This is a genomic window from Arenimonas daejeonensis (assembly GCF_007993735.1).
Lineage (GTDB): Bacteria > Pseudomonadota > Gammaproteobacteria > Xanthomonadales > Xanthomonadaceae > Arenimonas > Arenimonas daejeonensis.
The window spans coordinates 1,504,049-1,516,360 of record NZ_CP042453.1 but is presented as its reverse complement, the minus strand read 5'-3'; the positions used below and the strand labels follow the sequence as shown (position 1 = coordinate 1,516,360).

8 protein-coding genes and 4 pseudogenes are annotated in these 12,312 nt (G+C 68.4%); 8 read left to right on the top strand and 4 right to left on the bottom strand.

Annotation, left to right across the window (positions count from 1 at the left end; translation table 11 throughout):
- Positions 1-150 precede the first annotated feature (150 nt).
- From FRZ33_RS07195 to FRZ33_RS07180, 4 genes and pseudogenes are all read right to left on the bottom strand, one after another.
- Positions 151-852: a cytochrome c1 gene (locus FRZ33_RS07195; protein ID WP_425480629.1), complete on the bottom strand. Its 702-nt coding sequence runs from the start codon at positions 850-852 to the stop codon at positions 151-153.
- A gap of 29 nt (positions 853-881) precedes the next feature.
- Positions 882-2,128 (bottom strand): annotated as a pseudogene (locus FRZ33_RS07190) (cytochrome b).
- Positions 2,128-2,730, bottom strand: a pseudogene (gene petA / locus FRZ33_RS07185) (ubiquinol-cytochrome c reductase iron-sulfur subunit). Before petA ends, FRZ33_RS07190 begins: the two co-directional pseudogenes overlap by 1 nt.
- A 152-nt stretch (positions 2,731-2,882) precedes the next feature.
- Positions 2,883-3,770, bottom strand: a complete 888-nt coding sequence (locus FRZ33_RS07180) for a lytic transglycosylase domain-containing protein (RefSeq protein ID WP_227978223.1) — start codon at positions 3,768-3,770, stop codon at positions 2,883-2,885.
- 153 nt (positions 3,771-3,923) lie between these two features.
- Here FRZ33_RS07180 and miaB point away from each other — a divergent pair, with 153 nt between their 5' ends.
- The 8 genes and pseudogenes from miaB to FRZ33_RS07140 all read left to right on the top strand — a co-directional run bounded on the left by miaB (position 3,924) and on the right by FRZ33_RS07140 (position 12,188).
- Positions 3,924-5,282 (top strand): tRNA (N6-isopentenyl adenosine(37)-C2)-methylthiotransferase MiaB, encoded by a 1,359-nt coding sequence (gene miaB / locus FRZ33_RS07175; protein ID WP_146908725.1) that lies wholly within the window; start codon positions 3,924-3,926, stop codon positions 5,280-5,282.
- Positions 5,279-6,250, top strand: coding sequence for a PhoH family protein (locus FRZ33_RS07170; RefSeq protein ID WP_146908723.1), 972 nt, complete (start codon positions 5,279-5,281; stop codon positions 6,248-6,250). The genes miaB and FRZ33_RS07170 overlap by 4 nt, the downstream gene beginning before the upstream one ends.
- Positions 6,247-6,708: an rRNA maturation RNase YbeY gene (ybeY, locus tag FRZ33_RS07165; protein WP_146908721.1), complete on the top strand. Its 462-nt coding sequence runs from the start codon at positions 6,247-6,249 to the stop codon at positions 6,706-6,708. The genes FRZ33_RS07170 and ybeY overlap by 4 nt, the downstream gene beginning before the upstream one ends.
- 152 nt (positions 6,709-6,860) lie before the next feature.
- Positions 6,861-7,712: a CorC family transporter gene (locus FRZ33_RS07160; RefSeq protein ID WP_146908719.1), complete on the top strand. Its 852-nt coding sequence runs from the start codon at positions 6,861-6,863 to the stop codon at positions 7,710-7,712.
- Positions 7,696-8,915, top strand: a pseudogene (locus tag FRZ33_RS17655) (lipoprotein N-acyltransferase Lnb domain-containing protein). Before FRZ33_RS07160 ends, FRZ33_RS17655 begins: the two are co-directional and overlap by 17 nt.
- A 39-nt stretch (positions 8,916-8,954) precedes the next feature.
- Positions 8,955-9,957: pseudogene (locus FRZ33_RS07150) on the top strand (magnesium and cobalt transport protein CorA).
- 67 nt (positions 9,958-10,024) lie between these two features.
- Positions 10,025-11,419 (top strand): oxygen-independent coproporphyrinogen III oxidase, encoded by a 1,395-nt coding sequence (gene hemN / locus FRZ33_RS07145; protein WP_146908717.1) that lies wholly within the window; start codon positions 10,025-10,027, stop codon positions 11,417-11,419.
- A gap of 28 nt (positions 11,420-11,447) precedes the next feature.
- A complete protein-coding gene (locus FRZ33_RS07140) occupies positions 11,448-12,188 on the top strand; it encodes a helix-turn-helix domain-containing protein (RefSeq protein ID WP_425480628.1) in 741 nt (246 codons plus the stop codon).
- Positions 12,189-12,312: the final 124 nt, after the last annotated feature.

Here is a 12,312-nt window from a genome sequence, read left to right as displayed (position 1 = left end):
CTAACCCTGCCCGAAACGGCCCGTCCGCCGCAAGCCGGGGGCCGGCGGCCTTCCGGAACCGTGACATCGCCCCCAAAGCCGGCCCCGATCGCCGCCCTGGAACGCAAAAGGCCGCCCGAAGGCGGCCTTTGGCGGCACGTTCCCGGAGGATCAGTGCACGTCGCGCCAGTACTCGAGCTTGAGCAGGTAGGCGATGAAGGTGAAGAAGGCCAGGAACAGCACCACCCACACACCCACCGACTCGCGCTTGAGCGCCGCCGGCTCGGCCACGTACTGCAGGAAGGCGCTGATGTCGCGGGCCACCTGGTCGTACTCGCGGGCGTCCAGCCGGCCCGGCGTGGCCAGTTCGAGCTTCTCGACGTGGGGCGGCATGCCCTCGTGCGACTCGCCGTAGACCGGGCGCTGGATGCCCTGCATTTCCCAGAGCACATGCGGCATCGAAGCACCCGGGAACACCGTATTGTTCCAGCCCAGCGGGCGGCTTTCGTCGACGTAGAAACCCTTGAGATAGCTGTAGATCCAGTCCGGACCGCCGAGCTTGGCGCGGGCGGTCAGGCTCAGGTCCGGGGCGGCCTTGCCGAACCAGGCATTGCCGTCGCCGGCGGCGATGCCGGTGTTGATGTTCTCGCCGATCTTGGCGTCACCCTGGATCAGGTGCTGCTCGACCAGCTCCTCGCTGAGGCCCAGGTCCGAGGCGATCCGCGAATAGCGGTGCATGGACAGGGCATGGCAGCCGGAGCAGTAATTCATGAACAGGCCGGCGCCACGCTGCAGCGAGGCCTTGTCGCTCAGGTCGGTGCCCGAGGATTCCAGCGGACCGCTGCTGGCGGCGAAGCCGAGCGCGGGCACCAGGGGCCAGCAGGAGGGCGAAGAGACGCAGCTTAGTCATGCTCGGGCACCCGCTCGGGAACGGCCTTGGTCTGGCCCATCGCGGACCAGAAGGGCATCAGGATGAAGAAGGCGAAGTAGTAGGTGGTCAGGATCTGGGCCACCAGCTTCTGGGCGTCGGAACCGGACTGCGCACCCAGCCAGCCCAGGATCACGAAGCTCACCGCGAAGATGGCGATCAGGATCTTGTGCAGCATCGGCCGGTAGCGGATGGACTTGACCTTGCAGCGGTCCAGCCACGGCAGTGCGAACAGGATCATGGTGGCGCCGCCCATCACGATCACGCCGAACAGCTTGTCGGGGATCGCGCGCAGCATCGCGTAGAAGGGCGTGAAGTACCACACCGGCTTGATGTGCGCCGGGGTCACCAGCGGATCGGCCTTGATGAAGTTGTCCCACTCCAGGAACCAGCCGCCCATCGCCGGGGCGAAGAACACGATGAAGGCGAACAGGACCGGAAGAAGCCGGCGCCGAACAGGTCCTTCACCGTGTAGTACGGATGGAAGGCGATGCCGTCCTTGGGAATGCCGGTTTCCTTGTCCTTGACCTTCTTGATGTCCACGCCTTCCGGGTTGTTCGAACCCACCTCGTGCAGCGCGCCCAGGTGCAGCACGACCAGCAGCAGCAGCACCAGCGGCAGTGCGATCACGTGCAGGGCGAAGAAGCGGTTGAGGGTGGCGTCGGCGACCAGGTAGTCACCGCGGATCCACTCGGTCAGGTCCGGGCCGATGAACGGGATGGCGCCGAACAGGTTGATGATCACCTGCGCGCCCCAGTACGACATCTGGCCCCAGGGCAGTACGTAGCCCATGAAGGCTTCGGCCATCAGCACCAGGAAGATCATCATGCCCAGCACCCAGACCAGCTCGCGCGGCTTCTGGTACGAGCCGTAGATCAGGCCGCGGAACATGTGCAGGTACACCACCACGAAGAACAGCGAGGCGCCGGTGCTGTGCATGTAGCGGATCAGCCAGCCCCACTCGACGTCGCGCATGATGTACTCGACCGAGGCGAAGGCTTCGGCGGCGGACGGCTTGTAGTGCATCGTCAGGAAGATGCCCGTGACGATCTGGTTGACCAGCACCAGCAGGGCCAGCGAACCGAAGTAGTACCAGAGGTTGAAGTTCTTCGGAGCGTAATACTCCGACATGTGCTTCTTGTAGAACGGCATGAAGCCCGGGGCGCGGTCGGTGAACCAGCCGGTGACGTTCTCGACCGTGCGGTTGATCAGGTTGGCCATTACGCGGCTCCTTCAGGGGCGACGCCCACGACGAGGTGGTTGTCGTCAACGAAGTGGTACGGCGGCACCTCGAGGTTCGACGGTGCGGGCACGCCCCAACACACGGCCGGCCAGGTCGAAGCGCGAGTTGTGGCAGGGGCAGTAGAAACCGCCCGCCCACTCGGAGTCGAAAGCCTGCGGCTGCAGTTCCGGCACATAGCTGGGCGAGCAGCCCAGGTGGGTGCAGATGCCGACGATCACGGCCAGGTCGGGCTTGAGCGAACGGGTTTCGTTCTTGGCGAAGGCCGGGGTCTGGTCGGCGTTTTCGGACGCCGGATCGCGAAGGCGATCGTTGAGGCCCGGCAGGGCCGCCAGCTGTTCCGGCGTACGGCGGAAGATCCAGACCGGCTTGCCGCGCCACTGCACGATCATGCGCATGCCCGGCTCGAGATCGATCTTGCTGATGTCGACTTCGACCGGCGCACCGGCCACCTGGGCCCGTGCACTGGGCTTCCATAACTGATGAAAGGCACCGCGGCACCTGCGACACCAACCGCGCCAACCACGGCGGTGGTGGCGGTCAGGAAGCGGCGGCGACCTGAATTGACCCCTTCGTTAGCCATCCGGCTCTCCGAAAATCTTGCTAAGTGGCTGAAAAACGAGCTGCGGAGCCAGAGGGGCCCCGCAAAGACGCGCAATTGTAGCGGAGGGAGCGCAGGGCTCACAACGGCGACGGGCAGACGCCGGACCGGCGGTGCCAGCGGCCGTGAAGGCCTCAGTTCGCGGCCAGTGCCCCGCGATACCGTTCGGCCAGCTGGCCGACACGCTGGACATAGCGCTGGGTTTCGGCATACGGCGGCACGCCGCCATGCCGGTCCACCGCGCCTTCACCGGCGTTGTAGCCGGCGGCGGCCAGGGTCAGGTCCTGGTTGTAGCGATTGAGCAGCCAGGCCAGGTACTGCACGCCGCCGCGGATGTTCTGCCCCGGGTCGAACACGTCGTTGACCCCGAAACGGCTGGCGGTGGCGGGAATCAGCTGCATCAGCCCCTGGGCCCCGGCATGCGAGACCGCGTTCGGACGGAACGCCGATTCGGCATGGATGATGGCGCGCACCACGGCCTCGTCCACCCCGAACTCCCGGGCCGCGGCCCGGACTTCGGCGGCGTAGGCGTCCATGTTCAGCCGCACGGTGCCGAAGTCCACGCCGGGCAGGATGCCGCAGGCGTAGCAGGTCTCGATGTAGCTGAAGAGCATCTGCGCCGCCGTGGCGCCCGGCGGCCGGACATTGGTGTAGTGCACCACGCCGTCGCGCTCGTACTTGTAGATCGCGCCGCGGGTGACCCGGGCGCCGCCGGCCTTCGGGGCCGCCGCCAGGACCTGGCCGGGGGCCGCGGTCCGGAATTCGACCCGGGCCGCGGGATTCGGGGTGGGCTGGCTGCCGGACCCGGACCCGCTGGCGGCGCTCGGGGCCGGTGCCGGGCCTTTGGGCCGGGAATCGGCCGCGCTGTAGGTCGAGGCCACCGTGCAGTGCGCACCAGGCACACGCTTGCCGGAATAGTTCGGGATGCCGTCGGCACCGGTGCAGCGATACAGCGTGCCGGCCCCGGCCGGGGCGGCGGCGAGGAACAGGCAGACCAGCATCAGCGGGCGGCAGGGGCTCATCGGCGCGAGGTTTACTCCATGGCCGGGCGGTTGCCAAGGGCCTGACCCTTGGAAACGGCGGCCCCGGGCGCTTTCGGACAGGCCGGACCGGCGGTCCGGGCACCGGGCCCACGCTACAATACCGCCCCCACACGGAACGGATTAACCGCCGCCATGCCCGTGAACTCGCCCCCCAGGGGCAAGCTCTTCATCGAAACCCACGGCTGCCAGATGAACGAGTACGACTCGGCCAAGATGGCCGACGTGCTCGCCGTCGAACACGGCCTGGAGCTGACCAGCGACGAGGCCGAGGCCGACGTCATCCTGGTCAACACCTGCTCGATCCGCGAGAAGGCCCAGGAAAAGGTGTTCTCCCGGCTGGGCCGCTGGAAGAAATACAAGGACGGCAAACCGGTGCTGATCGGCGTCGGCGGCTGCGTGGCCAGCCAGGAAGGCGACGCCATCCTCAAGCGTGCGCCCTACGTGGACCTGGTGTTCGGCCCGCAGACCCTGCACCGCCTGCCCGGCATGATCGACGCCCGCCGCGACACCGGCCGGCCGCAGGTGGACATCAGCTTCCCCGAGGTCGAGAAGTTCGACCGCCTGCCCGAACCGCGCGCCGAAGGCCCCAGCGCCTACGTCTCGATCATCGAGGGCTGCAGCAAATACTGCTCGTTCTGCGTGGTGCCCTACACCCGCGGCGAGGAAGTCAGCCGGCCGTTCGACGACGTGCTGCTGGAAGTGGCCCAGCTGGCCGCCCAGGGCGTGCGCGAGATCCACCTGCTGGGCCAGAACGTCAACGCCTACCGCGGCCCCACCGCCACCGGCGACACCGCCGACCTGGCGCTGCTGGTGCGCGCGATCGCCAGCATCGAAGGCGTCGGGCGCATCCGCTACACCACCTCGCATCCGGTCGAGTTCAGCGACGCGCTGATCGAGGCGCACCGCGACGTGCCGCAGCTGGCCAGCTACCTGCACCTGCCGGTGCAGTCGGGTTCGGACCGGATCCTGGCGGCGATGAAGCGCGGCCACACCGCGCTCGAGTACAAGGCGAAGATCCGCAGGTTGCGCGAGGCAAAACCCGGCATCGTGATCAGCTCGGACTTCATCGTCGGCTTCCCCGGCGAGACCGAGCGCGACTTCGAGGCCACGCTGAAGCTGATCGAGGACGTCGGCTTCGACCAGAGCTATTCCTTCGCCTATTCGCGCCGCCCCGGCACGCCGGCCGCCAACCTGCACGACGAAGTGCCGGCCGACGTGGCCAGCGCGCGGCTGCAGCGGCTGCAGGCGCAGATCAATGCCAACGCGCGCAGGATTTCCGAGGCCATGGTCGGCGGCATCGAACGCATCCTGGTCGAAGGCCCCAGCGCCAAGGACCCGGATGAACTGACCGGCAAGACCGAAAACATGCGCAGCGTGAATTTCCCGGGCAACAAGCGCCTGGTCGGCCAGTTCGTGGACGTGCGCATCACCGAGGCCCGCACCAACTCCCTGCGCGGCGAGATCCTCCTCGCCGAGGTCGCCGACGCATGAGCAAACCCGCGCAGCGCGACTTCGTGCTCGAGCCCGAAGACAACGAGCGGCTGGCCAACCTGGCCGGCCCCTTCGACGAACACCTGCGCCAGCTCGAGCTGCGCCTGGGCGTCGAGATCGCCAATCGCGGCCACGTGTTCCGCGTCACCGGCGACGCCAAGGCGGCCGACGCCGCCGAGAAGGTGCTGCGTTCGCTGTACGCCGAAGCCGAACGCGAAGTGCTGGACCCGCACAAGATCCACACCCGCCTGGGCGCCGCCAACCTCGAACGCCTGGGCGAAGGCTTCGAACCGCAGGAAGTGGCGATCCGGGTCAAGCGCGGCACCGTGCGCGGACGCGGCGCCAACCAGTCGAAATACCTGCACGCGATCGCCACCCACGACATCAACTTCGGCATCGGCCCGGCCGGCACCGGCAAGACCTTCCTCGCCGTCGCGATGGCCGTGGAAGCGCTGAACGAAAGCCGCGTGCAGCGCCTGCTGCTGGTGCGCCCGGCGGTCGAGGCCGGCGAAAAACTCGGCTTCCTGCCCGGCGACCTGAGCCAGAAGGTCGACCCCTACCTGCGCCCACTGTACGACGCGCTGTACGAGATGCTCGGGGTCGAGAAGGTCGCCAAGCTGCTCGAACGCAACGTCATCGAGATCGCGCCGCTGGCCTACATGCGCGGCCGCACGCTCAACGACGCCTTCGTGATCCTGGACGAGGCCCAGAACACGACGGTCGAGCAGATGAAGATGTTCCTGACCCGCATCGGCTTCGGCAGCACCGCGGTGGTCACCGGCGACCTGAGCCAGATCGACCTGCCCAAGCACCAGAAGTCCGGCCTGCGCGACGCCATCGACGTGCTGCGCGGCGTCGAAGGCATCAGTTTCACCTTCTTCACCGCCCACGACGTGGTGCGGCACCCGCTGGTGGCACGCATCGTCCGGGCCTACGATGCCCGCGACGGCAAGGAGTCGCAGGAATGACCAAGGGTCCGGTGCAGCTCGATGTCTGCGTGAGTTTCGGCCTGCCCCGCAAGGGCCTGCCCAGCGCCTCCAGTTTCCGGAAATGGGCCGCGGCCGCCGCGCAGGGCCGGATCCGCCGGGCCGACCTGGCCATCCGCCTGGTGGACACCAAGGAAGGCCGGGCCCTGAACCGGCACTACCGCGGCAAGGACTACGCCACCAACGTGCTCAGTTTCCCGGTCGACCTGCCCGAGGGCGTCACCCTGCCCCTGCTGGGCGACCTGGTGATCTGCGCCCCGGTGGTGGCCCGCGAGGCCGCCGAACAGGGCAAACCCGTCCTGGCCCACTACGCCCACCTCACCATCCACGGCGTCCTGCACCTGCTGGGCCTGGACCACGAGGACGAACGCGAAGCCGAGGCCATGGAGCAGATGGAGCGCGAGATCCTCGCCACCCTCGGCCTCCCCGACCCCTACTAACTGAACAAGCCGATCCAGGTTCATTTTCTTTCTGGCTGAGACAGGTCTGTCTCAGCCAGAAAGAAAATGAACCTGAATCGAGGAAAATGAACCGGTCGCGGTTCCCGGTTACACTCATCCGTCCCGCCCCCGCGGCGCCTGCCCCACCCGAGATGTCCGAGGATTCCCCTAGTACCGCGCCGGAACGCCGCTCCTGGCTTGAACGCCTGAGCCTGGCCTTTTCCGGCGAACCCCAGACCCGCGCCGACCTCGTGGAGATCCTCCGCGACGCCCAGGCCAACGGCCTGCTCGGCCCCGACACGCTGAAGATGCTCGAAGGCGCCCTGTCGGTGTCCGAACAGCAGGTCGGCGACATCATGATCCCCCGCTCGCAGATGGTGTCCCTGCCCATCGAGGCGAAGTTCCTGGACCTGATGAAGATGGTGGTCGAATCCGGCCATTCCCGCTTCCCGGTGCACGGCGAGGACCGCGACGAGATCCTGGGCATCCTGCTGGCCAAGGACCTGCTGCGCGGCATGGTCGCCGACGACGGTCCCGGCAGCGTGCGCGAACTGCTGCGCCCGGCCGTGCTGATCCCGGAATCCAAGCGCCTGAACGTGCTGCTGAAGGAATTCCGCCTGTCGCGCAACCACATGGCCATCGTGGTGGACGAACACGGCGGCGTCGCCGGCCTGGTCACCATCGAGGACGTGCTGGAGGAGATCGTCGGCGAGATCGACGACGAACACGACGACGCCGACGAGGCCAACCTGATCGCGGCCCAGGCCGACGGCCAGTTCATGGTCGACGCCCTGACGCCGATCTCGGACTTCAACGAACAGTTCGGCGCCGACTTCGACGACGACGAATACGACACCATCGGCGGCCTGGTCACCGCCGCCATCGGCCACCTGCCCGAGGCGGGCGAGGAACTGGCCCTGGGCCGCTTCCACTTCCGGGTCGGCCGCGCCGACCGGCGCCGGGTGCACACCTTCGTGGTCAGCGTGCATGCCCCTGCGGAATAGGCTGCGGGCACTGCTGGCCGGATGCCTGCTGGCCGTCGCCGGAACCGCGGCGGCCCAGGCTCCGGCGCCTGCCCCGACGGCGCCTGCGGTCGCAACGATGCCGGCGCCGCGCATCGGCGTCGTGACGATGGAACCGGGCGAGATCTTCTTCGAACGTTTCGGCCACAACGCCATCGTCGTCGACGCGCAGGACGGCAGCGAACCGGTCGCCTACAACTTCGGCTACTTCGACCTGGACGAGCCGAACTTCTTCGGCAACTTCGTGCACGGCGACATGCAGTACTGGCTGGTGGCGCTGCCGTTGCACCGCGACCTGGCGCGATACCGCGAGCTCGGCCGCGGCGCCGCGGTGCAATGGCTGGACCTGACGCCGGAGCAGGTCGCCGCGATGGCGGCGGCGCTGGACGCCAACGCCCGCGGCGAAAACGCCCGCTATCGCTACGACTACTACACCAGCAACTGCTCGACCAAGGTCCGCGACGCCATCGACACCGCGCTCGGCGGTACCCTGAAATCCCAGCTCAGCGGCCGCTCCCAGGGCAACACCTACCGCAGCGAGTCGGTGCGCCTGGCGGCGCCCGCGCCGTGGATGGCGATCGGTTTCCACGTGGGCCTGTCCGACTACGCCGACAAACCCCTCTCGCGCTGGGAGGAATCCTTCATCCCGATGCGCCTGCGGACGCGCTGCGTGAAGTGAAACTGCCCGACGGCCGCCCGCTGGTGCTGTCGGAAGAACCCCTGCTCCCGCACCGCATCGGCCAGCCGCCGGCGGAAGCGCCGCAATGGCGGGGAGCCGCGTTCGTCGGCGGCCTGGTGCTGGCCGGGCTGGCGCTGTGGGCCGGACGCCGCAGGCCTCGGCTGCTGGCCGGCGCAGCGCTCGGGTTCTGGACGGTGGCCGGCCTGGCCGGCGCGCTGATGTTGTTCATCTGGTTCGGCAGCGCCCATGTCGCCGGCCACGGCAACGAAAACCTGCTGCTGCTCAGCCCGCTGTGCCTGCTCCTGCTGCCCGGCGGCTGGGCGGCGCTGCGTGGCCGCGAACCCTCGCCGCGTTTCCGCGCCCTGCTGGTGGCGGTGGCCGCCTGCGCCGCGCTGGCCGGCTTCCTGAAGTTCCTGCCGTTCCGGCCGCAGCAGAACGTGGAATGGGTTCTGCTGTTGCTGCCCCTGCACTGGGCCCTGCTGCGCGCCTTCGCGCCCAAACGCTGATCGCTTGCCGGCATCGGCCCGCGGGCCGATGATGCCGGCATGAACGACACCGCCCCGCCGCAAACCCCCGCCTGCGTCGTCAACTGCGTGGCCTATGCCCGCGACGGCAGCCGCCGCGACATCGGCCTGGACGACATCAGCGACGTGCTGGCGGTGGACGACGGCAGCTTCGTCTGGGTCGGCCTGTTCAATCCCGAGGACCAGCTGCTGGACAAGCTGCAGGAGGAGTTCTGCCTGCACGACCTGGCGGTCGAGGACGCCCGCAACGCGCACCAGCGCCCGAAGATCGAGGCCTACAGCGACTCGCTGTTCATCGTCGCGCACACCGCCCAGCTGGTGGACGAGAAGATCGCCTTCGGCGAGACCCACATCTTCATGGGCCCGCGCTACCTTATGACGCTGCGCCACGGCGCCTCGCTTTCCTACGCGCCGGTGCGCGCCCGCGCCGAACGCGAGAACGAGCTGCTGGCGATCGGCCCGACCTACGGCCTGTACGCGGTGCTGGACTACATCGTCGACAACTACCTGCCCATCGTCGACGAGTTCCGAGACCAGCTCAACGCGCTCGAGAAGGATATCTTCGCCGACACCTTCCGCCGCGACACCGTGGTGCGCCTCTACGACCTCAAGCGCGAACTCACCCGCATGCGCCTGGCCGTGGCGCCGCTGCAGGACATCACCGGCCAGCTCACGCGTGTGCACACCCAGCTGGTGGGCGAGGAGATGCGGCTGTACTTCCGCGACGTGTTCGACCACACCCTGCGCGTCAACGACGCCGTGGACACGCTGCGCGAAATGCTGACCGCGGCGATGTCGGTGAACCTGGCCCTGGTCACCGTGGCCCAGGCGAAGTGGTCAAGCGCCTGGCCGGCTGGGCCGGCCTGCTGGCGGCGCCGACCCTGATCGCCAGCTGGTACGGCATGAACTTCGGGCGCACATGCCGGAACTGGGCGGCCGCTACAGCTACTGGATCCTGGTCGGCGCCACGGCGGCGGTGGTCGGCGGCCTTTTCATCGTGCTGCGCCGCGCCAAATGGATCTGAGGCCGACCACACGGCGGCTTGACCGGAATCAAGGCGTACCCCGGCGCAGCGGCCTAGGCTGCCTGCCATGACCGCCGTCCCGCCCTTCGATGCCGACCTGCTGCGCCGCTACGACCGGCCGGGGCCGCGCTACACGTCCTACCCGACCGCGCCGCAGTTCCACGGCGGTTTCGGCCCGGCCGAACTGGCGCGCGCGGCCCGGCAGAGCAACGAGGACCCGATCCCGCGCCGGCTGTCGCTGTACGCGCACGTGCCCTTCTGCTTCAGCCCGTGTTTCTACTGCGGCTGCAACCGCATCATCACCCGCGACCTGGCGCGCGCCGAAACCTACCTCTCGCGCCTGGTGCGCGAGGCGGCGCTGCTGGGTCCGCTGTTCGACCGCGACCGCGAAGTGATCCAGGTGCACCTGGGCGGCGGCACGCCCAACTTCATGACGCCCGGCCAGATCGGCGAGCTGCTGGAAAGCCTGGACACCCACTTCCGCTTCAGCCGCTCGGCCGACCGCGACTTCTCGATCGAGCTCGACCCGCGTTTCGTCAACCCGGGCGACATCGAAGCCCTGGCCTTCATGGGCTTCAACCGCGCCAGCCTGGGCGTGCAGGACTTCGACCCGGCGGTGCAGAAGGCCGTCAACCGCATCCAGTCGGTGGAAGAGACCCGCGCCGTCATCGACGCCTGCCGCAAACACGGCTTCCGCTCGGTGAACGTGGACCTGATCTACGGCCTGCCGCTGCAGAGCCGCGAAGGCTTCGGCCGCACGCTCGACACCGTGATCGAAGCGCGGCCCGACCGCCTGGCGGTGTACAGCTACGCGCACATGCCCCAGCTGTTCAAGCCGCAGAAGCAGCTCGACGCCAGCCTGCTGCCCGACCCCGAGACCAAGCTGGGCCTGCTGCAGCTGGCGATCGAAAAACTCTCGGTCGCAGGCTACCGCTACATCGGCATGGACCACTTCGCCCTGCCCGGCGACGACCTGTCGCTGGCACAGGAACGCGGCGGCCTGCATCGCAACTTCATGGGCTACACCACCCATGCCGACAGCGACCTGGTGGGCATGGGCGTCAGCGCCATCAGCCACATCGGCGACACCTACTGCCAGAACCCGCGCGACCTGCCCAGCTGGGAGATCGCCATAGACGCCGGACGCCTGCCCACCTGGCGCGGCATGACCCTGGACGCCGACGACGTGCTGCGCGCCGACCTGGTCCAGCAGCTGATGTGCCAGGGCGAGATAGACATCGCCGCCCTCGAGGAGCGCCACGACGTGGATTTCGACATCTATTTCGCCGCCGACCTGGAGCGCCTGGAACCGCTGATCGCCGACGGCCTGGTCGAACGCCGGGCCGGCCTGGTCCGCTCGACCTCGCGCGGCCGGCTGCTGCTGCGTATCATCGCCGCATGTTTCGACCGCTACCTGCACCAGGCCACCGAGCAGCCCGCGCGCTACTCGAAATCCATCTGAACCGCGCCGGGCTCCGCCGGTGAGCACCGTGTCGCGCCGGCCCCGGCCCAACCCGATCGCCGACGACGGCAACGAGCTGCGTTTCTGCAGCACCTGCGCGTTTTCCGACGCCTGCCTGTCGCAGGGTTACGACAAGTCCTCGCTGATGGACCTGCACGTCCTGGTCGAACACGTGGGCCCCTTCCACGAGGGCGAGCACATCTTCCGCGAGGGCGACGAATTCAACGCGATCGCTGCCGTGCGCGCCGGCACCGTCAAGACCTATGTGCTGGACGCCGCCGGCCACGAACAGGTGCTGGGTTTCCACCTGCCCGGCGAAATCATCGGCCTGAACGCGATCAGCGAGGCGCGTTATCCCTGCGATGCGGTGGCGCTGGACACGGTGATGCTGTGCCGGTTCTCGTTCCCGAAGATGGCCCTGCTGGCCACCCGCATGCCGGGCCTGCAGGCGCAGCTGTTCAAGCTGCTGAGCCAGGACATCGGCAAGGCCGCCCTGCTGGCCGGCGACTACAGCGCCGACCAGCGCATGGCGGCCTTCCTGGTGGCGCTGTCGCGGCGCTTCGCCCAGCGTGGGTTCTCCGCCACCCGACTGCACCTGACCATGACCCGCACCGACATCGCCAACTACCTGCGGCTGGCGCCGGAAACGGTGAGCCGGGTGCTGAAGCGGCTGCAGGACGAGGGCCTGGTCCGGGTCGAGCGGCGCGAGCTGGAGATCCTGGACGCCGCGCGCATCGAGGAGCTGGCGCTGGCCGTGCTGCGGAGCTGAGCCCCGCCCGGCCCGCCACGGGCGGAAGCGGCCTGATTCGCATCCTTGCAGCCTTGGCTTGACCTGGGTCAACGACCCCGGCGGCCGCCGGGACGAGCATGGCGCCATCCTGACAGGAGAGCCG

Excerpts from the sequence above, each read along its gene's own strand:
- ybeY (WP_146908721.1), top strand. The coding sequence starts at position 6,247 with ATGACCAAGGGTCCGGTGCAGCTCGATGTCTGCGTGAGTTTCGGCCTG.
- miaB (WP_146908725.1), top strand. The coding sequence starts at position 3,924 with ATGCCCGTGAACTCGCCCCCCAGGGGCAAGCTCTTCATCGAAACCCAC.
- FRZ33_RS07180 (WP_227978223.1), bottom strand. The coding sequence starts at position 3,770 with ATGAGCCCCTGCCGCCCGCTGATGCTGGTCTGCCTGTTCCTCGCCGCC.
- FRZ33_RS07160 (WP_146908719.1), top strand. The coding sequence starts at position 6,861 with ATGTCCGAGGATTCCCCTAGTACCGCGCCGGAACGCCGCTCCTGGCTT.
- FRZ33_RS07170 (WP_146908723.1), top strand. The coding sequence starts at position 5,279 with ATGAGCAAACCCGCGCAGCGCGACTTCGTGCTCGAGCCCGAAGACAAC.
- hemN (WP_146908717.1), top strand. The coding sequence starts at position 10,025 with ATGACCGCCGTCCCGCCCTTCGATGCCGACCTGCTGCGCCGCTACGAC.